Raw genomic sequence first — 20,832 nt, 5'->3', positions numbered from 1 at the left:
TGTTCTGCCCCTGTTCAGCGAAACCGGAACGGCCCTTGCCACCATCTGCTCGTATGTGGTGGGCGTGGTCATGAACTTTCTGCTTACGCCCCTGGCGGCCACCTCTACCCTTTCGGCGCCCATTACCGAGCTTGGCGTACAGATGGGCATTGACCCCCGGCTGCTCTATTTTTCCTTCCAGTACGGTCTGGACAACCTGCTCTTCCCCTATGAGTACGCGCTGTACCTCTATTTTTACAGCAGCGGCTACATCCGGTTCAAGGACATGCTTGTGGTCATGGCCCTGCGCATGATCCTGACAGGCGTTTTTGTGGCCGTCATCGCCATGCCCTACTGGCGCATGGTCGGCTAGACGACGAAACGACACATTCCGCCAACAGACACATGGGGATTCTTTCGATGAAAAAACTGACAGGTTTTCTGCTGGCCGCCACAATACTGATGGGCGCGGCCGCTCCGGGGCAGGCTGTGGAGTTCAAGGTCAGAGGCAGTTGGCAATATGCCTTTGACTACATCCAGGGCGGCAGCTTTATGGGCAAAAACCGGCAGGGACAGCGCGAAATCGGGCAGCAGTGGGCTGCCGTACACCAAAAAAGAGACAATTTCGAGGCCATCCAGCGCCTGCACCTGCAATTGCACGCTGTGGCGTCTGAAAATCTTTCCGGCACGGTATTTTTTGAAATCGGCGAGCAGCGCTGGGGCATGGCCGCCCAGGGCGGCGCTCTCGGGGCTGACGGCGGCAACATGGTCAAGCTCAAGCAGTCCTATCTTGACTGGCGCGTCCCCGGCTCCGGCCTCAAGCTGCGCATGGGCCTGCAAGGCATGAAGCTGCCCGGTTTCGCCATGGACAGCCCGGTGCTGCACGACGACCTCGCCGCGCTCAGCGCCGCATGGACCTTCAGCCCCAAGGTGACGGCAAGCGCTGCATGGATGCGCCTGCTTAACGACAACTGGCAGGGCGACGCCAGCCGACCGGCAAACTTTATTGACAACTTCGACCTTGTTGCCCTTACCGTGCCGGTCACCCTTGACGGCCTGAAGTTCACGCCCTGGGCCATGGCCGGGGGCATGGGTCCCAACAGCCTCATGCCCGCCACTGTTACGGGCATGCCCGGCGGCAGCAAAAAATTCACCCTCAACAATCCCATGGCAAGCACCCAGGGCATTGACGGCCTGCAATTGCGCGACGGCCTGTACCCGGCCGCATTCAGCACAAGGCGCACCGGCGCATCCATCTGGGATGACGAGTACAGCACCCTTTACTGGGGCGGCATCACCGGAGACTGGACCGCCCTTGACCCCTTCCGCGTGCGCGCCGACGTTGTTTACGGCGGGGTCAAGCGGCAGCATGAATACCTCAACCGTCAGGGCTGGTACGGCATGCTTGTTATGGAATACGCCACGGACTGGGGCCTGCCCGGCATCTACGGCTGGTATTTCAGCGGCGATGACGATAACCCCCATAACGGTTCGGAACGCCTGCCCTATATTGCCACCACCAACAACCTGCACAACTCCCTTTCCACTTTCGGCTACAGGGGCAATCCGTCCATGGGCGGAGCCAAGGGCGTGCTCGGCACCAACCCGAGCGGCACATGGGGTGTCGGCGCGCGCGTCAAGGACCTGAGCTTTCTTGAAAACCTGCGCCATACCCTGCGCCTGAACTACTTCGGCGGAACCAATAGTCCAGAAATGGCAAAATACATCACCGGCCGCAAGGCAGAGGACGGTTCCGGCCGTCAGATCTACCGCAACAATACGGATTTCAACTCCTTCGGCACCTATCTGACCACCGAAGACAAAGGCATGGAAATCAATCTGGACAGTACGTTCAAGGCATCGGAAAATCTAAACTTCTTTGCCAATTTGGGCTACATACACCTTTGGCTCGACAAGGACGTGTGGGGCCGGTACCAGAATACTTCCGGCGACAGCCTCAACGTTGCCGATGCCTGGAAGGCGTCTCTCACGGTCGTCTACTCCTTCTAGGCTAACCGCCAGAAGCAGTGGATCATCACCCAGAACTGACACGGGCCGCCCGGCGCATGCACGGGCGGCCCGTGTCAGTTCTGCAGACCGGCAACTTCTTTTCCGCTCATGCACGTGCTCTGTTACAACGTTCACGGAATAAAAATATCCCATAATAAATGCCCTACGCAATTACATATACATTCCATTACTGAAAGCCATGAAAACTTTTCCCCGGCACAGGGGGCTCATGTGCTGTCAAAATCAACCTTCGCATGCTGTACGGGGCATGCGGCGCGACATACAGCCCGTGCGGCGGCTGCACATCAGCATTGCTCTTGGCTCTGTCATGCGCTATGCTACGCCATATTTTTATCCGTAAAAATACCGTCTGCCGCGCCTCCCGCAAACAGGCAATACGGAAACCGCAGGAACGGAGAGCCGGACAATGAGTGCCGCAACAACAGAAGCCAGCATTCCCGCCGCACCGCACGCTCCCGCCCCGGACATCGGCCGGGACGGGGCAGACACGCTTCTGTACGGTGTTGTGGGCTGGCCGCTGACACAGAGCCTTTCGCCCCTGCTGCACAATACCGGCTTCAAGATTCTCGGCCTGCCCGGGCTTTATCTGCGGTGGGAAGTGCCGCCGCAGCGGCTGCCCGCCTTTGTAGACAGTGTGCGCCTGCTGCATATCCGCGGCTGTTCCGTTACCATTCCCCACAAGATTGCCCTGCTGCCCCTGCTGGATGAAGTCAGCCCTCTGGCCCGGCGTGTGGGCGCAGTCAACACTATCTACTGGCATGACGGCCTGCTTTGCGGCGACAATACTGATGTTGCGGGTTTTATGGCCCCGCTGGAGCAGGAAGCGCTTGGCGGCGCAAACGTGCTTGTTCTGGGCGCAGGCGGCGCGGCCCGCGCCGTGGCGGCCGGTCTGACTGCCCTTGAGCCTGGCAACAGGCCCGAAAACATTTATGTGGCAACGCCCTCCGACCGCTCGCACCTGCCCCTGGCCGAAGAGTTCGGCCTGAACCCCCTGGACTGGAACCGCCGCCATGATGTTCCGGCACTTCTGGTCATCAATACCACGCCCCTGGGCATGCGGGGCAAAGCCGAAGGCGAAAGCCCCTACTCCTTTGAGGCCGCGGGCAAAAACCTGGGGCCGCATGCTGCCGGGGCAACGGCCATTGCCTATGACATTGTATATAACCCGTTGGAAACACGCTTTTTGCAGGAGGCCGCCCGTGCGGGCAGGCGTTGCCTTACGGGGCTGGACATGTTTTTCGGCCAGGGAAATGCCCAGTTCCGCCTGTGGACGGGCCAGCCCCTGCCCCGGGAGGCGCGATGCGCGCTGGAGGCTGCACTGGCAGCAGGCTAGGCCATGACACCTTGAGAATGAATATTCTCAACAGTCCAAGGCATGCGCTACGATATTGATTGCGCCGGTACACAGCGGTTCGCCTGCGCACAGCCAGGCAAAGGCAGAACGCACTGCGGCCTGACACGTCGCGTGTCGCACAAAAGCTCCTGCGGCAGCCGGCGCCACATGCCGTCGCTGCGAGGCAAAACTCCGGCAGCCGTTGCAACAACTGTCCGCCTGAACTTCCTGCGGACACAAACGAGGTTCATATGCGCATACTGGTCCTGCACGGGGTCAACCTGAACATGTTCGGCAGGCGGGATCCCGCCCACTACGGCAACGCCACCCTGGCCCAGATAGATGAAGCCCTGGCGGATCTGGGCAGGGAGCTTGGCGCTGCGGTGGAAAGTTTTCAGACCAATCACGAAGGCGTCATGGTGGAGCGCATCCACAAGGCCGCGGATGAGGACGTACAGGCCGTCGTCATCAATGCAGGAGCCTGGACGCATTACAGCCATGCCATTGCCGATGCCCTCGCCATACTGGAAATTCCCGTGGTTGAGGTGCACATGTCCAACGTGCATGCGCGAGAAAATTTCAGGCACCATTCCGTGCTGTCGTCCGTCTGCACAGGCAGCATCTGCGGCTTCGGGCCGTCGAGCTATCTTCTCGGGCTGCGTGCCGCGCTTGATGCGGCGGTGGCCTGCACAGCCGGAAAGGTGCTCATCTGAAAGGTTCCACTGCCCTGGAACTAGCTTTTTGCGGTGTTCTGCGTTACTCCCTGAGACATTCTTGACTTGTCCAGGGTTCCCCCCAACAGCCTCTAACCAGAGAGTTCACATGAACGACGCCATCAATCTGAGCCGGATGCGCGACGCCGCCTTTACGGCGGAAGTGGAGGCGCTAAGCGGCCAAAATGTTTCAACCTGCTACCAGTGCGGCAACTGTACAGCCGGCTGCCCGGCAGGCTTAGTCTATGACCGGCAGGTCAGCCAGATCATGCGCGCCGTACAGCTTGGCCTCAGGGATGAAGTGCTGAATTCGCGCTCTATCTGGATGTGCCTTTCCTGTTCCACCTGTAGTCTGCGCTGTCCCAACAACATTGACGTTGCGGGCATAATGGAAACATTACGCCACATGGCCCGCAAGGAAGGTCGCGTGACCGTACCCAAGGTGGAAAAGTTCTGGTTTTCCTTCCTTGATACGGTGCGGGCATTTGGCCGCACCTATGAAATCGGCACCATGGCCCTGTATATGATGCGCTCCATGCGCGTGTTCACTGACGTGGACCTCGCCCCGGAAGCTCTCAAAAAAGGCAAGCTGGGCCTCAAGCCCCACGTGCTGCCCCAGGGAGCAGCCCCGGTTTCGCGCATTTTCCAGCGTTATAAAGAACGCGCCAAGCGCGAGGGGGTACGCCCATGAATTTTGCCTACTACCCCGGCTGCTCGGCCCGAGGCTCTTCCAAGGACTATGAAATGTCCACCCAGGCCGTGTGCAAGGCCCTGGACATGAACCTTGTGGACATTCCGGACTGGAACTGCTGTGGTTCCACCCCGGCCCATGCCGTGGATACCGAGCTGTCCGCGGCCCTGTGCGTGCGCAACCTCGACATCGCCGCCCAGCAGCAGGCCGAACTGCTGCTCACACCCTGCCCGAGCTGCCTTTCCAACCTCAAGCTGGCCGCCAAGCGTATGGAAGATCCCACGTTTCGTGAACGTGTGGACGAACTGCTCGACGGCCCCTCGGCCAGGGCCTTCCCGCCCGTGACCTCGGTCATGCAGGGCATTGCCGAAGCCTATGATATGGAAACCATCGCCGCCCGGGTGCGCAAAAGCCTCAAGGGCCTCAGGCTGGCCGCCTATTACGGCTGTCTCATGAGCCGCCCGGCAGAAATCATGAACTTCGGCGATCCGGAAAATCCCACACTTATGGAAAGCATGCTCGCCGCCTGTGGCGCTGAAATGGTGGACTTTCCCCTCAAGACCGCCTGCTGTGGCGCGTCGTTCGGTATTCCCGAACGCGTGATGACAGCCCGCAACTCCGGGCGCATTCTCGACCTTGCCACCCAGCTTGACGTGGATGCCGTCATCGTGGCCTGCCCGCTCTGCCAGATGAACCTTGACCTGCGCCAGGAGCAGGCATCCAAAGAGATGGGTACGACCTTCCGCCTGCCGGTGCTCTATTTCACCCAGATGATGGGCATAGCCTTTGGCCTTGACCACAAGGAGCTGGGGCTTAACAAACTGCGCGTCAGCCCTGACGGCCTCATCCGCAAGCTGGACGAACTCCGGCGCAATTCCGCCGCCGCAGACAAGGCCGCTGAAGGAGGCAGGTCATGAGAATAGGCGTTTTCGTCTGCCATTGCGGCAGCAATATCGGCGGCACCGTTGACTGCGCCAAGGTGGCTGAGATTGCCCGTACCTATCCTGACGTAGTGTATGCCGACGACCCCATGTACACCTGTGCCGAGCCCGGCCAGGCCGCTATTGAGGCTGCCATTCACGAACACAAGCTTGACGGTGTTGTGGTGGCTTCCTGTTCGCCCCGCATGCACGAGCCGACCTTCCGCCGCACGGTGGAACGCGCGGGACTCAACCGCTACATGCTCGAAATGGCTAATATTCGCGAGCATGTCTCGTGGATTGGCCGCGACAAGGAAGCCAATACCAACAAATCCGCCGAACTGGTTTTGCTGGCGGTTGAAAAACTGCGCAACAACAAGCCGTTGCTTGCCAAAAGCTTTGACGTCAACAAGCGCGTGCTGGTCATCGGCGGCGGCGTGGCGGGCATTCAGGCCGCCCTTGACTGCGCCGACGGCGGCGTACCCGTGGTGCTTGTGGAACGTGATGCCACCATCGGCGGCAAAATGGCCAAGCTGGACAAGACCTTTCCCACGGTGGACTGCTCTGCCTGCATCCTCGGCCCCAAGATGGTCGACGTGGCCCAGCACTCCAACATCACGCTGTACGCCTATTCCGAGGTGGAAGACATCTCGGGCTATGTGGGCAACTTTACGGTAAAAATCCGTAAACGCTCCACCTATGTGGACTGGAACCTCTGCACCGGCTGCGGCGCCTGCACAGAAAAATGCCCCAGCAAAAAAACGCCTGACGCCTTTAACGAAGATATCAGCAATACCACGGCCATCACCATTGCCTTTCCGCAGGCCATTCCCAAAAAGGCCGTCATCAACGCCGCGCACTGCCGCCAGTTTATCAAGGGCAAATGCGGTGTATGCGCCAAGATATGCCCCACCGGGGCCATCAAGTATGATATGGAAGACGAGATCATCACCGAAGAGGTGGGCAGCATCGTGGCCGCCACCGGGTATGACCTCATGGACTGGACCATATATCAGGAATACGGCGGCGGCGCGTACCCCGACGTTATCACGTCCTTGCAGTACGAGCGGCTGCTCAATGCCTCCGGTCCCACGGCCGGGCATATCAAGCGCCCCTCGGACGGCAAGGAACCCAAAAACATCGTTTTTGTGCAGTGCGTCGGCTCGCGTGACAAATCCATCGGGCGGCCCTACTGCTCCGGCTTCTGCTGCATGTATACGGCCAAGCAGGCCATCCTGACCAAGGACCACATCCCCGATTCCCAGTCGTACGTCTTCTATATGGACATTCGCGCCGCAGGCAAGATGTACGACGAGTTTACCCGCCGCACCATGGAAGAATACGGTACGGAGTACATCCGCGGGCGCGTCTCGCAGATCTACCCCGACGGCCAGGGCCAGCTCGTGGTTATGGGCGTGGATACGCTCATGGGCCAGGCCATTGAAATCAAGGCCGACCTCGTGGTTCTGGCTGTGGGTATCGAGGCCAGCAAGGGTGCGCCCCAGTTGGCTGAAAAGCTGCGCATCTCTTATGACAGCTACGGCTTCTTTATGGAAAGCCATGTCAAGCTCAAGCCTGTGGAAACCAATACCGCCGGTGTGTATCTGGCGGGCGTGTGCCAGGGAACCAAGGATATTCCCGCTTCCGTGGCCCAGGGTTCGGCAGCGGCCGCCAAGGTGCTGGCCCTCTTTGCCAAGGATATGCTGGAAAGTGACCCGCAGATCGCCCAGGTGGACATGCGCCGCTGCGTCAACTGCGGCAAGTGCATCCAGTGCTGCCCCTTCGGAGCCATCAAGGAAGTGGAAGTCCGGGGCGAGGGCAAGGCCCAGGTTATTGAAACCGTGTGCCAGGGCTGCGGCCTCTGCACGGCCACCTGCCCCCAGGGGGCCATCCAGCTTTCACACGCCACAGACAACCAGATTCTTGCGGAGGTTAACGCGCTATGCCAGCTTTAGAAGGCAAAGAATTGCGGATTGTGGGTTTTCTCTGCAACTGGTGCTCCTATGGCGGCGCCGACACAGCCGGTGTGGCCCGCGCCACCCAGCCCACGGATCTGCGTATCATCCGCGTGCCCTGCTCGGGCCGCATAGACCCGCTGTTTATCGTCAAGGCCCTGCTTAACGGGGCGGACGGCGTGCTGGTTTCCGGCTGCCACCCGCGCGACTGCCACTATGCGGCAGGCAACTTCTATGCCCGCCGCCGTCTTGAAGTGCTCAAGCAGTTTCTGCCCGTGCTCGGCATTGACGACCGCCGTTTTGAATACACCTGGGTTTCGGCTTCTGAAGGCCAGCGCTGGCAGCAGGTGGTCACGGTCTTTACCGACCGCATCCACAAGCTCGGCCCCGCGCCCCGCCTGGAAGATCCCGAGCCGCTGCTCAAGATCGCCGACATGGCGCTTACCTCCCTGCGGCCTCTGGGTACAGGACAAAAGGCGGCCCTTGGCGAACTCAAGGACGCCATCAAGGCCAAACTGCCCGAGCTGGATTTTGTCATCGGCTGGGGCGAAGGCTACGATGCCGCCCATACCGTACCCATTTTCATGAAAACCCCCGAAGATGTGGACAAGCTCGTGTGGGGTCCGCTCAACGTCAACAACCCGGCCGTCTACCTGCCCTCGTTCAAGGGCAAAAAAGTGGGCATTGTGGTCAAGGGCTGTGACTCGCGCTCTGTGGTGGAACTGCTGCAGGAAAAGCTTATCCGCCGCGAAGACGTGACCATTTTCGCCATGCCCTGCGAGGGTACGCTGGATATGGCCCGCGTTACCCAGGAGCTTGGGCGTTACACCAGTATCGACAAGGTGGAATATGACGAGGCCGGTGTTACCATTACGGCCGACGGCAAGTCCCACCGCTTCTGCATGACCGACTACGCCCAGGGCAAGTGCTACGGCTGTACCACTCCCTCGGCCGTTCTTGCGGATACACGCCTTGGTACGCCTGCAAAGGTGGAAGCCGGCCCCCACACCCCGCCCGAACTGGCCCTGCTCGACGCCATGACGCTTGAAGAGCGCATGGCCTTCTGGCGCGGCCAGATGGAGCGCTGCCTGCGCTGCTACGCCTGCCGCAATGCCTGCCCCATGTGCGTCTGCCGCGACTTCTGCGTTTCAGACAGCCGCGACCCGCACTGGATGACGCAGGAAGACAGCGTGAAGGAAAAACTGTTCTTCCAGACCATACACGCCATGCACCTTGCCGGGCGCTGCACGGGCTGCGGCGAATGCCAGCGGGCCTGCCCCGTGGGCATTCCCATTCTGGCCCTGCGCCAGCAGATCGGCCGTGCTGTGGGCCAGCTCTTTGACGGCTACAAGGCGGGCCTCAATGCCGAGGCCGTGCCGCCGCTTCTGGGCTATGAAGTGGAAGAAAAGAACATCCATGAGAGGGACTGGAAATGAGCATGACCCGCTTTGTAACCCCCGACGGCCTGCCTGCCTTTCTGGCCTTTCTCTCGCAACAGGGCAACCGCGTGCTTGTCCCCGTGGAAAAGCCCGCGGCCAAACGCTCCGTAGTCTTTGAAGCCTGGGAAGAAGGCAAGCCCTTTACCCTTGCAAAAGCCACCGTGCCCGCCAAGGAAGCCGTGCTGCCCCAATGTGAGACCCTGGTCAGCTACAAAAAAAGCAAAGACCCGGAAAATCCGGCCCGCGTCTCCATCCAGGTGGACGACACGCCGCAGGCCGAAGCCACCGTGGTGTTTGCCACCCGCCCCTGCGATGCGCGCGGTTACGCCATCCTTGACCGGCCCTACCTTAAAGGCCCCTTTGCCGACCCCTATTACAGAGCCAGGCGTGATGCCCTCACGGTCATCAGCCTTACCTGCAATTCGGGCTGCAATACCTGCTTCTGCCACTGGGTTGGCGGCGGTCCCACCTCGCCCGAAGGTTCGGACATTCTCATGACCGAAATCGAGGGCGGCTATGTGCTCCAGGCCATCACGCCCAAAGGCGAAGCGTTGCTTTCCGCCTCTTCGCTTGAAGACGGCGGCGACCGCTTTGCCAAGGTGGAGGAAGTACGCAAGGCGGCCTGGGCCAGCCTTGTGCCTGCCCCCAACATCAAAGAGGCCCCGCAAAAGCTGGCGGCCATGTTCACGGATGTGGAGTTCTGGCAAACCCAGACCGACCGCTGCCTGTCCTGCGGCGCCTGCACCTACTTCTGCCCCACCTGCTATTGCTTCAATATCACGGACGAAGGCGAAGGGCTGAGCGAAAAAGGCGGACGCCGCCTGCGCAGTTGGGACAACTGCATGTCATCCCTGTTCACGCGCGAGGCCAGCGGGCATAACCCCCGCACCACCAAGGCCCTGCGCATGCGCAACCGTGTTTCGCACAAGTACTCCACCTATCCTGAAAACTGGGGTTCGTTCTCTTGCAGCGGCTGTGGCCGGTGCATCAGCAACTGCCCCGTCTGTCTGGACATCCGCGCCATTGTGCTGGCAGCGCTGGAAGCCAAGCAAGACAAAGCCGAGTAGGAGCAGACATGGCAACCAAAAAAAATACCGCTCAGGCCAAGGGCGGCTCCAAGGCGGCCGCCGCGCCCAAGACCGCTGAAGTCCGGACCGAACAAAACGCCCCGGCTGCAACCGCGGCCAAAGCCGCGCCCAAGGCTCCGGCCAAAGGCGGCATGCTGCGTGAAATAACGGCCCGCCCGCAACCCACTGGCAACCCCTATCTGCCTATGACCGCCACCGTGGCCGAAGTTATTCAGGAAACCGGCAATATCCGCACCCTGCGCGTGGTGCTGGACGATACCGAAACCATGAAAAACTTCGTTCACGAACCGGGGCAGGTGGGACAGCTCTCTGTTTTCGGCGCGGGCGAAGCCACCTTTGTTATCAACTCGCCGCCGTCACAGAAAGACTACCTGCAATTCTCGGTCATGCAGGCCGGCGAAGTGACCGCAGCCATCCACCGCCTGTCGCCCGGCGACAAGGTCGGTGTGCGTGCGCCGCTGGGTAACTTCTTTCCCTACAACGACTGGAAGGGCAAGGACGTCTTCTTTGTGGGCGGCGGCATCGGCATGGCGCCCATACGCACCATCATGCTGCATGTGCTGGAAAACAGGAAAGACTACGGCAAGGTGAGCCTGCTCTACGGCGCGCGCACCCCGCGCGACATGGCCTTCAGCTATGAAGCCGAAGAATGGCTGCGCCGCGACGACCTGGACTGCACGCTCTGCATCGACGCGCCCTTTGAAGGCTGGGAACACAAGGTGGGCCTCATCCCCAACGTGCTCACCGAACTGAACCCCGACCCCAAAAACTGCGTGGCCGTGCTCTGCGGGCCGCCCATCATGATCAAGTTTACCGTGCAGGCGCTGGAAAAACTGAACTTCGCCCCGGAAAACATCGTGACCACACTGGAAAAGCGCATGAAGTGCGGCATCGGCATCTGCGGGCGCTGCAATATCGGTGGGCGCTACGTCTGTGTGGACGGCCCGGTGTTTACCTGGAAAGAACTTCAGGAACTGCCGCCGGAGCTGTAACCAAAAGCATACCCGGCGACCGGGGGCATTGCCCCCGGTCGTTGCATTGCCAGACCTTCGTTTGTGAAAGAGGCCCCTTTTTCTAAAAAGGGGCCTCTTTCGCGCTCTCTCCAGCAAAAATTTCTGCCGGACAGTTTCTGGCAGGTGCACAGGCAGGCGGCAAGGCGGGGCGGTTACACAACGGGCGCCTGTTCATGCAACCTACCAAAATAAAGAACAGCACTCGCGCCCGCAAGGCGGAAAAAGCCCTTTTCGAAGCCCAGGCCCTTTACCCCCTCACCATCCACACGCAAGCATCCATTCCAATTCATAGTTCTAAAAACCCTATAAATATCAGCGGGAACGAAAATGACTGGCAACTTTTACTGAAACATGTTATCATACTAAAAAAGTATGTAACCGCTCCGCGCGGATAATGGAGGATACATGTTTCAGCACCATTCAAAAAGATTCACGCCCGCACGCGCCCGCCATGCCGGGCGAACAGCCGCCAGAGCTGCCGCGCTGCCCACCCGCAGCCCGTTGCAGACCTTTTATCTCGCCCTGGGCATCTGCCTGCTTGCCGCCGCCTGTGCGCTTGTGGCGGCTCCTGCCAAGGCCGGTCCCTTTGGCAGTCTTTTCAGCCGTGAAACCACGCTGGAAATAAAGGACGAAGCCGTAAGCCTGCCCCTCACCCAAGTCAGTGAAAAAGCGTCTTTTTACAAAGTCAACATAGACGGAACCGACATTATTTTCTTTAGCCTGCGTGATTCCGCAGGCAGGGTGCGGCTGGCCCTGGACGCCTGTGACGCCTGCTGGCAGGCGGGCAAGGGCTATAAACAGGCAGGCGACACCATGGTCTGCCAAAAATGCGGCATGGTCTTTCCCACCGAGCGCATAGGCATGCGCAAGGGCGGCTGCAACCCCCATCCTGTAAACTTTACGGTTTCGGAGGATGCCGTTGTTATCCCGGCAGGGGAGCTTCGGGACGGCGTCAGATTTTTCAGGGGCCTGTAGCCTATGAACATCATCACCATCCCCCTGCGCTGCCTGCGGCAGAAGTGGGGACGCTCCGCCGCTCTGCTCTCGGTTTTTCTTCTTGGCGTGGCTGCCATTACGGCACTCAACAATGTTTCTTCTTCCGTGGCCGAAGGCTTTGAAAAAAAACTCAGCGCCTTCGGGGCCAATATAGCCATCACCCCCAAGCGTGAAAGTCTTCAGATATCCTATGGCGGCATCCCGCTGGGCAACGCGCTGGTAGACAGCGGCCACATCCCCCTGGCAGGAACACTGCATGCCGTCGCGGGCATTCCTCTCAAGGACAGGATATCCGTAGTAGCCCCAAAACTCGCCGGGCTGGCCTCATTTGCCGCACACGCCGAAGCCCCCGCCACCCTTGTGCCACTTGTGGGCGTGGACTTTTCCAGCGAGCTTGATCTCAAGCAGTTCTGGCGCGTACAGGGGGCTATCCCCGGCATTGAAAGCATGCACGCCCCGGATCCGCTCATGCGCCGCATGGAGGAAGAACACGCCCGCCACGCCGCCCCAACTTCCGCAAATACCGCAGGCGCAAAACCTGCGGACGCCACAGCCGCAACAGCGGGCATCCCGCCTGAAGGGCATGGCGTATCTGCCCACGGAGGACACGTCGCGGGCAGTCCGCCCCCCGCAGCAGCAGGCGAAACATTTTCCGATGAACACCGCCTTCTGGCCGGGGCATCTCTTGCCCAACGCCTGAGCCTTGCACCGGGGCAGACCGCTCTGCTTAACGGTGAGCCTTTTCTGGTTGAAGGGGTGCTTCAGCCCACAGGCAGCGACGATGACAACGTGCTTTTTGCGCCCATCGGCATGGCGCAGCAGCTTTTCAATGCGCCCGATGCCGCCAGCTTTATCGAGGTGGCCGCGCTCTGCTCCGGCTGCCCCATTGAAGACATCGTGAGCGAACTGGAAGCCGCCCTGCCTGGGCAGGACATCCGCGCCCTGCGACAGGTGGTGGCCCAGCGCATGTACTCCATCTCCTTTGCGCAGAACATGGCCCTCGTGGTCACAGTGGTCATTCTTTTTTCCGCCTGTGTGATGGTGGTCATGTCCATGCTGGTGTCCGTCAACGAGCGGCGCAAAGAAATCGGCCTGCTGCGCGCTGTGGGCTTTTCGCGCCAGGCGGTCTTTTTTATTTTTGCCGCTGAAGCTCTCGTCATTGGTTTTCTGGCAGGAACCTTCGGCTATACAGCCGGATACCTGGCAGGGGGCAAGGTTCTGGCTGCCATGCAGATTGAAGCTGCCGCCTACCCGGCCTTTTCCCTGACCGTCATGTTCGGCTACGGCCTGCTTGCCGGAGCCCTGGCGGTGCTTGCCGCGGCCTTTCCCGCCTGCAAGGCCGCCCGCGCCAATCCGGCGGCGGCTCTTACTTCGCTGTAGCAGCACAAGAGGATGAGCACATGCTTGAAGCAATTGATATAGTCAAATCATATAGCGCAGGCGGCGTGTCTGCGCCGGTGCTATGCGGCGTGAACCTGCGTATTGAGCAGGGAGAATTTGTGGCAGTCACAGGCCGTTCAGGTTCGGGCAAATCTACCCTGCTCAACGTGCTTTCCACCCTGACCGAACCTGACAGCGGGCAGGTGCTTTTTGAAGGAACCGACCTGCGAGCCATGAGCGAAAAGCAGCGCGACCATTTGCGCAACAGCGCCTTTGCCATGATTTTTCAGGCACATCACCTTATGCCTTATCTTACGGTGCTGGAAAACGTATTGCTGCCCGGGGCCAACAGTTTTCGAGGCATACCGGAAGAATTGCGCGACAGGGCCGCCGCCTGCCTTGAGCGGGTGGGGCTGGAGCACAAAAAAGACAGCCTGCCTTCATCCCTTTCCGGCGGCGAGCAGCAGCGTGTGGCCATTGCCCGCGGCCTTGCCGCCGCGCCGCGTGTACTTTTTGCCGACGAGCCTACCGGCAGCCTGGACATGGCTACCGGCGATGCCATCATGCAGCTTTTGCAGGAGCTGAACAGCGAGGGCCTGACCATCGTTATGGTCACCCATAACCCGGACTATGCCGCGCTGGCCGGCCGCAGCGTGCACATGCTGGAAGGAAATATGGGGCAAACCCCCGCAACGGCATTGGCAGTTGACAGACGCGCCCCTGTAGGTAATGGAAGAACTAGTCTTTCACCAAGGGAGTTTTCATGAAGAAAGTTCTTGTTTTCTGTTGCCTGCTGCTTGGCCTGCCCCTGGCGGCCCAGGCCGATAACGAAAAAATCGCCCCTGATTCTTTCATCTGTGCCGAGCTTGTGACCATTCCCATGACGGACGGCGGCCAGCCGCCCATTTTTGAGGCGTTGCAGGTTGATGGCTACGCCAGCGCCGGACTGGGCGATACCGTGGCTCACCCTGAAATTCTGGCTCCCATCCTTACGGAAGTGTACGCCTATTGCCAGGCCAAGCCCACGGACAATGTGGCCGACGTATGGACCAAGGTCCGCAAGGCCCAGCCCACACCAGAAAAGGGAACCTGGCAGGCGGATAAAACCACCTGCAAGGACTACAATAATGACCCTGACAACGGTAGCGGCTTTGTCATCTGGCTGGATGGATACAACAGGGGCAAAAACAAAACCCAGGCTTCCATTCTGGAAAATGACGACACCCTCAAGGCATTTCTGGACGCCTGCGCCAAGCAGCCCGATGCTCTGATGCTGGACGTACTGGCAAAAAACGCCAAGTAGCCTCCGGCACGCCGGAAACATCAACAGTCCGCTTTCTCTCGGGAAAACGGACTGTTTCTGTTTTGTGCCGCCAAGTATCACCCGGCGGCGAACCGTCGCAGCTTCATGCCGCACCTGCACACCACAACCGGCACAGCGGCAAAGCGCACAGTCCAGCACATGCCGCGCTATCAGTACGGATGCGAATGGGCCTTGTGCATCTGAAAATCTTTCAGATACTGCGCGGCCACGTCTTCCGAGGTGATGAACAGCACATTTTCCGCATTTTTCCTGTCCACGCCCTTGCGCAGGTTGTAACTGCCTGTCTGCACTGTTTTTCCGTCATATATCATAACTTTATTGTGCATGGTCTTGTGATCACTATCCATATATACGGCCGCTCCGGCATCCTTGAGCTGTCCGGCCAGATAGGGATTTTTGTCCTTGTTGCCGCCTTTGGCGTCAAGCACGGCCTCCACCTGTACGCCGCGCTTGGCAGCCCTGGCCAGGGCCTTGGCTATGCCAGGCTCTGAAAAATAGTAGGACAGGATATGAATGGATTTTTCAGCCCTGTTAATATGGTCGATGACCGCTTCCCGGATGCCTCCGTTCGGGGCAAAGTACGCCGTGGCCTCTGCCTGCGCGGCCTGGACCGGGCCTGCTGCAAGCGCCAGCGCCAGCGCCAGAACAAGGGCAAAAAACGGCAGTATTGATGTTTTCAGCTTCATGAGACCTCCATGATGCAAATATGCATGCCTTTTTTAGCATGGAAGAAATGGAGAAAAAATCAAAAAGAATTATGTGACACATAATCACAACTGATTGGCATTTTCCGCGTGTCCACCAGTAAAGTTTACAGCACTTCCCATCACAGTAGAACTACTGAAAAACGCTGGAAGCTGGGGGTAGCGCCATGTTCCACCGCACGATACACCTACTTGATGCAGGCTGTATAAAGATCTTATTTATAATAATCGCACTGCATTGCACTGCCCCTGCCATATGGGGAGCAACCGCTCTTGCCCCAGTTTCTGAAACCACCAGACAGGGGGCCGATGGTGCGCCTGGCCCCCTTGGCAACGCCCAGCCGGGAATTTCCGGTCAGTCTGTTCCGGGTACCGCCTGGGGTACAGACAATATTGACCTGAACACGGGAACCTTTGGCGACAACCATGCCATTGGCGGCATGGGCGGTACGGGCGGCCAGGGCGACGTAACGGCAGACAACGGAAGAAAAGGCGGCACAGGCGGCACGGGCGGCAACGCTTATGGCGGCATTGGCTATACCAGCGGTTCCATCAGCGCAGGAAACCATGTCGTGCTGGAAAATAACACGACACAGGGAGGCGCAGGCGGGCAAGGTGGTACGGGCGGCAACGCCACAGGTTCCGGCAATGGCGCTTCCGGCGGTAAAGGCGGTCAGGGTGGCAATGCACGGGGCGGCGCGCTTGGTACTGATGCAAGCATCACTATTACCGGCGGCGGAGTCATTAAAGGTAACGCTGCTGCGGCCGGTAATGGCGGCGATGGTGGACTAAACGGAAATATAAATCCCGGCCACGTCTCCAGTTCACTCCAATATGGCGCAGGCGGCGGTAACGGCGGCAACGCGCAGGGTGGCGCACTGTACTCCGTCGGGCAGACGGCCATCAATGGCACTGCCGTTGTTTTTTCAGAAAATACGGCCATCGGCGGCAATGCTGGAACTGGAGTTGATGGAGGAACCAAGAGCACCGTACCAGTTTCTGGTACCGGTGGTTCCGCGCAAGGCGGCAGCATTTACGCTGGCGGCGGACTTGTTCTTGATGCTGAAACATCTGTTTTCCGCAGCCGCGCCCTTGGCGGCGCGGGCGGCAATGCCGGGCATGTTCTGTTCGTGATTTCGGGTGATACCACAACTGCTGGCGTTGCTGGCGGCAATGGCGGCGCTGCTGCGGGCGGCGGTGTTTACAGCGGCAGCAGTGTAAGCGGCAGCGGCGTTCTTTTTTTTGACGCCACCGCAGCCATAGGGGGTGCTGGCGGCAATGGCGGCTCAGCAGCAGGCTCCAACAGCACCACATTCAGCGGGGCAGGCGGCAACGGCGGCAACGCACAAGGTGGGGCCATTTATGGCGCGGCGCTCAGCCTGGGCGGTATGTTCACCAACAGCCTGGCCCTTGGAGGCAGCGGAGGCAATGGGGGAGGCGGCGAACCAGCGTTTGACCCCAGCGTAAACAGCAATGGCGCCAGAGGCGGCAGTGGCGGCGGTGGCGGTGAAGCCAGCGGTGGGGCACTGTACGCAACGGGCAACCTTGACCTTGGCCTCACAACTCTCAGCAGCAATCAAGCCAGAGGAGGCAACGGTGGTAACGGCGGCAGTGGCGGCGCGGCTTCAGGCACAGGCAACGGCGGTCAGGGCGGCAGTGGCGGCGCGGGCGGAGCAGCCCTTGGCGGCGGCGCCTACGCAGGTACGCTTACTGCGGCTGGCGGCCTCATTGCGGGCAACCAGGCTGTAGGCGGCCGGGGCGGCAATGGTGCGGAAAGCGGCGCGGCCGGTCCCGATAACGGCAGCTCACAGGTGGCCGGAGACGGCGGTACCGGTGGCGCAGCCAGCGGCGGCGGCCTTTATGCGTCAGGGACCATGAGCACCAGCGGCGTCCTGAACTTCAGCGGCAACAAGGCCACTGGCGGGCAAGGCGGTGATGGAGCGTATGCGCCCGGCAGCAGCAGCTCCGGATCCAACAGCAATGGCGGTGCGGGCGGCGCTGCACAGGGCGGTTCCCTGTACGCCGGAGGTCTTCTGACACTTGGCGCACAGACGGTTTTTGATAACAGTCTTGCTTTGGGCGGCGATGGTGGCTTTGCCAATGAGAGCGATCAGGGCGGTTCCATTGGCGGCACTGGTGGTGCGGCGTGGGGCGGCAGTATTTTTTCCGCTGACCTGCATTTTACCGGTACGCTCACAGTAACAAACAGCCGGGCTGTGGGCGGCAATGGCGGGCAGGCCCATAGCAATGGCAAGCAGAACGTGGGCGGTACGGGCGGCAACGCCTTTGGCGGCGCTGTCTATAGTGGCGGCGCGATGAACGGCACGGCCCCGGCCAGCTTCAGCAATATTTTTGCCCAGGGCGGCGCGGGCGAATCCTCAAGCAAGGGCGGCAGACGCAAGGATGGCGGCAACGGCGGCCTTGGGGGCAATGCCTCGGGCGGGGCCGTGTACGCTGTCCAGTCCATCAGCCTGAACGGCCTTGCCATAGACAAGGCCGGCGCGATCGGCGGTAACGGAGGCAACGGAGGCAAGGGCGGCAATCCCGATAGAGATCCCTATCTTACTGGCCCCGGCGTTGGCGGCACAGGCGGTAACGGCGGAGCGGCTTCCGGAGGGGCGCTTTATAGCGCCGCCAACGGCATAAGCCTGAGTAGTGCCGTCATCAGTAATGCCAGCGCCCTGGGCGGCGCAGGCGGCAATGGCGGCGCAGGCAATGAAGGCAGCGAATACTACGCGGCCAGCAGCGGCGGTAACGGCGGCAGCGGCGGCGATGCTTTCGGTGGAGCTGTTTATAGCGGCGGCGACGTTACGGCTGTTGACAGCACTTTTATCGGCAACCGCGCCCTTGGCGGCAGCGGGGGCAACGGGGGCAAGGATAACGGCGGGGGAAGCGGCGCAGCAGGAGGTGCAGGGCGCGGCTATGGCGGCGCTCTTTACCTTAACGGCACAATTGCATCATTGCAGAATGTTTCCTTTATCAGCAATACGGCCAGCACCGCAGGCGGAGCCGTATTTATGGAAATTGCGGGAACGGATGTTGCCCTCAGCCTTATTGCCGACAGCGGCAGGCAGTCCGTATTCCAGGGTAACAGTGCGAACGCTTCGGCCAGCGGCATTACCTTTGGCGCTACAAACGGCACAGCCATCGGCAACATCGATCTGAATTTCAGCGGCGATGGCGACATTTATCTGTATGATCCCGTCTCCGCCACCACCACCGGCACGTTTACCGCCACAAAAACCGGCAGCGGCGTACTGGCCTGGGGAGGACAGAATGTCCTGAACACAGCCGTAAATACCATCAACCTCACCAACGGCACTACCAGACTGCTGCGGGACTTTTCTCTTCAGGGCGCTCCAGTTGCAATCAACGTCAGTGGTTCATCCACAGTATTGCGCCTGGAACAGGGAAGCACGATGACGCTAGAGAATGGCAGTTCACTTTCTATGGGGCCAGATGCGGTGCTCTCCATAGAGCTGGGCAACAGAAATCCGGGCAACGCCATTTTTACCACCCGCGGCGGCAGCCTCTCATTCAGCAACAATCCCGTGTACCTCACCTGGAATCCCATCAAGCCCCTCAATGACATTGCCGGATCCTGGCAACTGGTGGACGGGGCATATTCCGGGGCGTACCAGTACGCGGACAACAACGCTCAACTGAAAATATCTGCCGATGGGATCATAAGCGGCTATTATTCCTCACCTTACAAAGGATTTTACACAGCAGCCTCGGCCAATGGCAAACGCGTGTGGCACGCCCTTAACGAATATATGGGACGGCACCCTGAAATCGCCCAGACAGGGGGTGGCCCGGCAATAGCCACGTACGCGGCCGACGTCAGCGGCATGACCCCCGAAATGTACGCCAATCAGGGCAGACAGGCCCTGCTCGCCCAGAGAAAAACTGCGGAACAGGCGCTTGCCCTTGCCTTTGGCGCAAAAAGCCGGAGTACAGGGCCTGATCCCTCATCTATTGCGGACATGACCCGCCTTGCAGGTGATGCCGCCCCGCTCTCGCCCCAGTCCCATCCGGATCTGGCATTCTGGAGCACTCAGGGACGCTATGACGGCCTGACCGCCAGGCGCAGACAAATGGAAAACACCCCTCTGAACGCCGCAAGGAACACCCTGCTGCCCACCCGCCAACTGGGTACAGCCATGCTTGCCAGCGAGCATGATGACGATGATGCCGAGCCATTGATGTTGAGCGGCCTGAACCGCGACCTTGGCGGTGTACGCTTTTTTTCCGGCCTGACCGGCAATTTCATGCACCGTGACGGAAGCGGAGATTATGGCGGCTACCGCTACACCAGTGGCGGGCTGCTTGCGGGTCTGGCCTTTGCTCTCGCCCCCGGATGGGAAGCTGGTGGATACGCTGGATTCAGCCGCGGCCATATGCAGGACGATGATACCGACAGCCACTCTGCCGTGGACGGCGCGCATTTTGGCCTGTTTGCCAGGTTCGATCACGCTTCGGGCTTTAAGGCCACAACTGATCTTGCCTATGGGCATTTCTGGAATTACGGCACCCGTAAATTTTTCCTTGGATCCAGCGAACAGCGCTACGAAAACAAGTACCAGCAAGATCTGCTGGGGCTGGGGCTGGAGCTGGCCTATGATCTGGATGTTGTGGAGCACACTCGCCTGACGCCCTATGTGGGCGCGCGCTATACACATCTGTGGCAGGACGATTTTAAGGAAAAGACAAAAGGCGGCAGCATAGCAGACCTTGCCCTGCACACCGATGCCGCCCGCGCCGATTCTTTCCGCTCCCATATGGGGCTGCGCCTTGCCAGAGATTTTCAGGCAGCGAAAAATGCCGTTGTCACACCCTCGGTAACGGCCGGCTGGCTGCATGAATGGGCCGACAACAATGTGGAACTCACAAGTACCCTGGCAGGAACAGGCCCTTCATTTTCCACCAGATCGGCATCCGAAAGCCGCGATGAACTCCACTTGGGCCTGGGGCTGGACACCGTCTTTAACCTGCATGACAGATATGATCTGGGTATCCGCGCGGGGTACGCCGTAGACCTGCGGGCCGAGAGCCAGGATCACGGCGTCTTTCTGAGTATGGAGTTGAGTTTTTAAGGCCATACAACGCGGAAAACATACATTTCAAAAATACTACAAATATCATTTAGACATGCTGGCACGCTGTATTTTCCACGTCTGCCCGCATCCATCAAGCCTTTGAGACGGGAGCGGCAACTGCGCACAGCCGCCGTGTCACCTTGATACCATCCCAACAGCAAACCCCA

The 20,832-nt window shown here is 59.9% G+C and carries 16 protein-coding genes and 1 pseudogene; 16 read left to right on the top strand and 1 reads right to left on the bottom strand.

Features of this window, described 5'->3' with window-relative positions:
- From QZ377_RS02855 to QZ377_RS02785, 15 genes and pseudogenes are all read left to right on the top strand, one after another.
- A pseudogene (locus QZ377_RS02855) lies at window positions 1-352 on the top strand (sodium:sulfate symporter); the annotation flags it as partial.
- A 47-nt stretch (window positions 353-399) separates the two neighbouring features.
- Entirely contained in the window at window positions 400-1,989 is a 1,590-nt protein-coding gene (locus tag QZ377_RS02850; RefSeq protein ID WP_291439343.1) for an outer membrane homotrimeric porin, read from the top strand.
- A 427-nt stretch (window positions 1,990-2,416) separates the two neighbouring features.
- Window positions 2,417-3,343, top strand: a complete 927-nt coding sequence (locus QZ377_RS02845) for a shikimate dehydrogenase (RefSeq protein WP_291439342.1) — start codon at window positions 2,417-2,419, stop codon at window positions 3,341-3,343.
- Window positions 3,344-3,594: 251 nt separating this feature from the next.
- Window positions 3,595-4,056, top strand: coding sequence for a type II 3-dehydroquinate dehydratase (aroQ, locus tag QZ377_RS02840; RefSeq protein ID WP_291439341.1), 462 nt, complete (start codon window positions 3,595-3,597; stop codon window positions 4,054-4,056).
- Between the two features lie 109 nt (window positions 4,057-4,165).
- A complete protein-coding gene (locus tag QZ377_RS02835) occupies window positions 4,166-4,747 on the top strand; it encodes a 4Fe-4S dicluster domain-containing protein (protein ID WP_015939103.1) in 582 nt (193 codons plus the stop codon).
- Window positions 4,744-5,664, top strand: coding sequence for a CoB--CoM heterodisulfide reductase iron-sulfur subunit B family protein (locus QZ377_RS02830; RefSeq protein ID WP_291439340.1), 921 nt, complete (start codon window positions 4,744-4,746; stop codon window positions 5,662-5,664). The genes QZ377_RS02835 and QZ377_RS02830 overlap by 4 nt, the downstream gene beginning before the upstream one ends.
- The gene (locus tag QZ377_RS02825; protein WP_291439338.1) at window positions 5,661-7,622 is read left to right on the top strand and encodes a CoB--CoM heterodisulfide reductase iron-sulfur subunit A family protein; all 1,962 of its coding nucleotides are present in this window, start codon (window positions 5,661-5,663) and stop codon (window positions 7,620-7,622) included. Before QZ377_RS02830 ends, QZ377_RS02825 begins: the two co-directional genes overlap by 4 nt.
- Window positions 7,610-9,058, top strand: coding sequence for a hydrogenase iron-sulfur subunit (locus QZ377_RS02820; RefSeq protein WP_291439336.1), 1,449 nt, complete (start codon window positions 7,610-7,612; stop codon window positions 9,056-9,058). Before QZ377_RS02825 ends, QZ377_RS02820 begins: the two co-directional genes overlap by 13 nt.
- Entirely contained in the window at window positions 9,055-10,128 is a 1,074-nt protein-coding gene (locus tag QZ377_RS02815; protein WP_291439334.1) for a 4Fe-4S dicluster domain-containing protein, read from the top strand. Before QZ377_RS02820 ends, QZ377_RS02815 begins: the two co-directional genes overlap by 4 nt.
- A 152-nt stretch (window positions 10,129-10,280) precedes the next feature.
- Window positions 10,281-11,141: an FAD/NAD(P)-binding protein gene (locus tag QZ377_RS02810; RefSeq protein WP_291439355.1), complete on the top strand. Its 861-nt coding sequence runs from the start codon at window positions 10,281-10,283 to the stop codon at window positions 11,139-11,141.
- 194 nt (window positions 11,142-11,335) lie between these two features.
- A complete protein-coding gene (locus tag QZ377_RS02805) occupies window positions 11,336-11,557 on the top strand; it encodes a hypothetical protein (protein WP_291439332.1) in 222 nt (73 codons plus the stop codon).
- Between the two features lie 10 nt (window positions 11,558-11,567).
- Window positions 11,568-12,137, top strand: a complete 570-nt coding sequence (locus tag QZ377_RS02800; RefSeq protein WP_291439330.1) for a DUF2318 domain-containing protein — start codon at window positions 11,568-11,570, stop codon at window positions 12,135-12,137.
- 3 nt (window positions 12,138-12,140) lie between these two features.
- On the top strand, window positions 12,141-13,538 hold the full coding sequence (locus QZ377_RS02795) for an FtsX-like permease family protein (protein WP_291439328.1): 1,398 nt from the start codon (window positions 12,141-12,143) through the stop codon (window positions 13,536-13,538).
- A gap of 20 nt (window positions 13,539-13,558) precedes the next feature.
- Complete coding sequence (locus tag QZ377_RS02790; RefSeq protein WP_291439326.1) at window positions 13,559-14,305, top strand: ABC transporter ATP-binding protein; 747 nt, start codon at window positions 13,559-13,561, stop codon at window positions 14,303-14,305.
- The gene (locus QZ377_RS02785; RefSeq protein WP_291439323.1) at window positions 14,302-14,841 is read left to right on the top strand and encodes an HdeA/HdeB family chaperone; all 540 of its coding nucleotides are present in this window, start codon (window positions 14,302-14,304) and stop codon (window positions 14,839-14,841) included. Before QZ377_RS02790 ends, QZ377_RS02785 begins: the two co-directional genes overlap by 4 nt.
- A 170-nt stretch (window positions 14,842-15,011) precedes the next feature.
- Here QZ377_RS02785 and QZ377_RS02780 read toward each other — a convergent pair whose 3' ends face one another.
- On the bottom strand, window positions 15,012-15,548 hold the full coding sequence (locus tag QZ377_RS02780) for a phospholipase D-like domain-containing protein (protein WP_291439321.1): 537 nt from the start codon (window positions 15,546-15,548) through the stop codon (window positions 15,012-15,014).
- Window positions 15,549-15,733: 185 nt separating this feature from the next.
- Here QZ377_RS02780 and QZ377_RS02775 point away from each other — a divergent pair, with 185 nt between their 5' ends.
- Window positions 15,734-20,662 carry an autotransporter outer membrane beta-barrel domain-containing protein gene (locus QZ377_RS02775; protein WP_291439319.1) on the top strand — a complete coding sequence of 1,643 codons (4,929 nt, stop codon included), beginning with the start codon at window positions 15,734-15,736 and terminating at the stop codon, window positions 20,660-20,662.
- Window positions 20,663-20,832: the final 170 nt, after the last annotated feature.

It is taken from the genome of Desulfovibrio sp., assembly GCF_019424165.1.
Classification (GTDB): Bacteria; Desulfobacterota; Desulfovibrionia; order Desulfovibrionales; family Desulfovibrionaceae; genus Desulfovibrio.
The sequence above is the reverse complement of the archived record's forward strand: the minus strand, read 5'-3'. Positions and strand labels throughout refer to the sequence as shown.

What these genes read in the sequence shown, in the direction of transcription:
- QZ377_RS02780 (WP_291439321.1), bottom strand. Translation starts at nt 15,548, where the DNA reads ATGAAGCTGAAAACATCAATACTGCCGTTTTTTGCCCTTGTTCTGGCG.
- QZ377_RS02810 (WP_291439355.1), top strand. Translation starts at nt 10,281, where the DNA reads ATGCTGCGTGAAATAACGGCCCGCCCGCAACCCACTGGCAACCCCTAT.
- aroQ (WP_291439341.1), top strand. Translation starts at nt 3,595, where the DNA reads ATGCGCATACTGGTCCTGCACGGGGTCAACCTGAACATGTTCGGCAGG.
- QZ377_RS02790 (WP_291439326.1), top strand. Translation starts at nt 13,559, where the DNA reads ATGCTTGAAGCAATTGATATAGTCAAATCATATAGCGCAGGCGGCGTG.
- QZ377_RS02830 (WP_291439340.1), top strand. Translation starts at nt 4,744, where the DNA reads ATGAATTTTGCCTACTACCCCGGCTGCTCGGCCCGAGGCTCTTCCAAG.
- QZ377_RS02845 (WP_291439342.1), top strand. Translation starts at nt 2,417, where the DNA reads ATGAGTGCCGCAACAACAGAAGCCAGCATTCCCGCCGCACCGCACGCT.
- QZ377_RS02835 (WP_015939103.1), top strand. Translation starts at nt 4,166, where the DNA reads ATGAACGACGCCATCAATCTGAGCCGGATGCGCGACGCCGCCTTTACG.
- QZ377_RS02800 (WP_291439330.1), top strand. Translation starts at nt 11,568, where the DNA reads ATGTTTCAGCACCATTCAAAAAGATTCACGCCCGCACGCGCCCGCCAT.
- QZ377_RS02805 (WP_291439332.1), top strand. Translation starts at nt 11,336, where the DNA reads ATGCAACCTACCAAAATAAAGAACAGCACTCGCGCCCGCAAGGCGGAA.
- QZ377_RS02775 (WP_291439319.1), top strand. Translation starts at nt 15,734, where the DNA reads ATGTTCCACCGCACGATACACCTACTTGATGCAGGCTGTATAAAGATC.
- QZ377_RS02795 (WP_291439328.1), top strand. Translation starts at nt 12,141, where the DNA reads ATGAACATCATCACCATCCCCCTGCGCTGCCTGCGGCAGAAGTGGGGA.
- QZ377_RS02825 (WP_291439338.1), top strand. Translation starts at nt 5,661, where the DNA reads ATGAGAATAGGCGTTTTCGTCTGCCATTGCGGCAGCAATATCGGCGGC.
- QZ377_RS02820 (WP_291439336.1), top strand. Translation starts at nt 7,610, where the DNA reads ATGCCAGCTTTAGAAGGCAAAGAATTGCGGATTGTGGGTTTTCTCTGC.
- QZ377_RS02815 (WP_291439334.1), top strand. Translation starts at nt 9,055, where the DNA reads ATGAGCATGACCCGCTTTGTAACCCCCGACGGCCTGCCTGCCTTTCTG.
- QZ377_RS02785 (WP_291439323.1), top strand. Translation starts at nt 14,302, where the DNA reads ATGAAGAAAGTTCTTGTTTTCTGTTGCCTGCTGCTTGGCCTGCCCCTG.
- QZ377_RS02850 (WP_291439343.1), top strand. Translation starts at nt 400, where the DNA reads ATGAAAAAACTGACAGGTTTTCTGCTGGCCGCCACAATACTGATGGGC.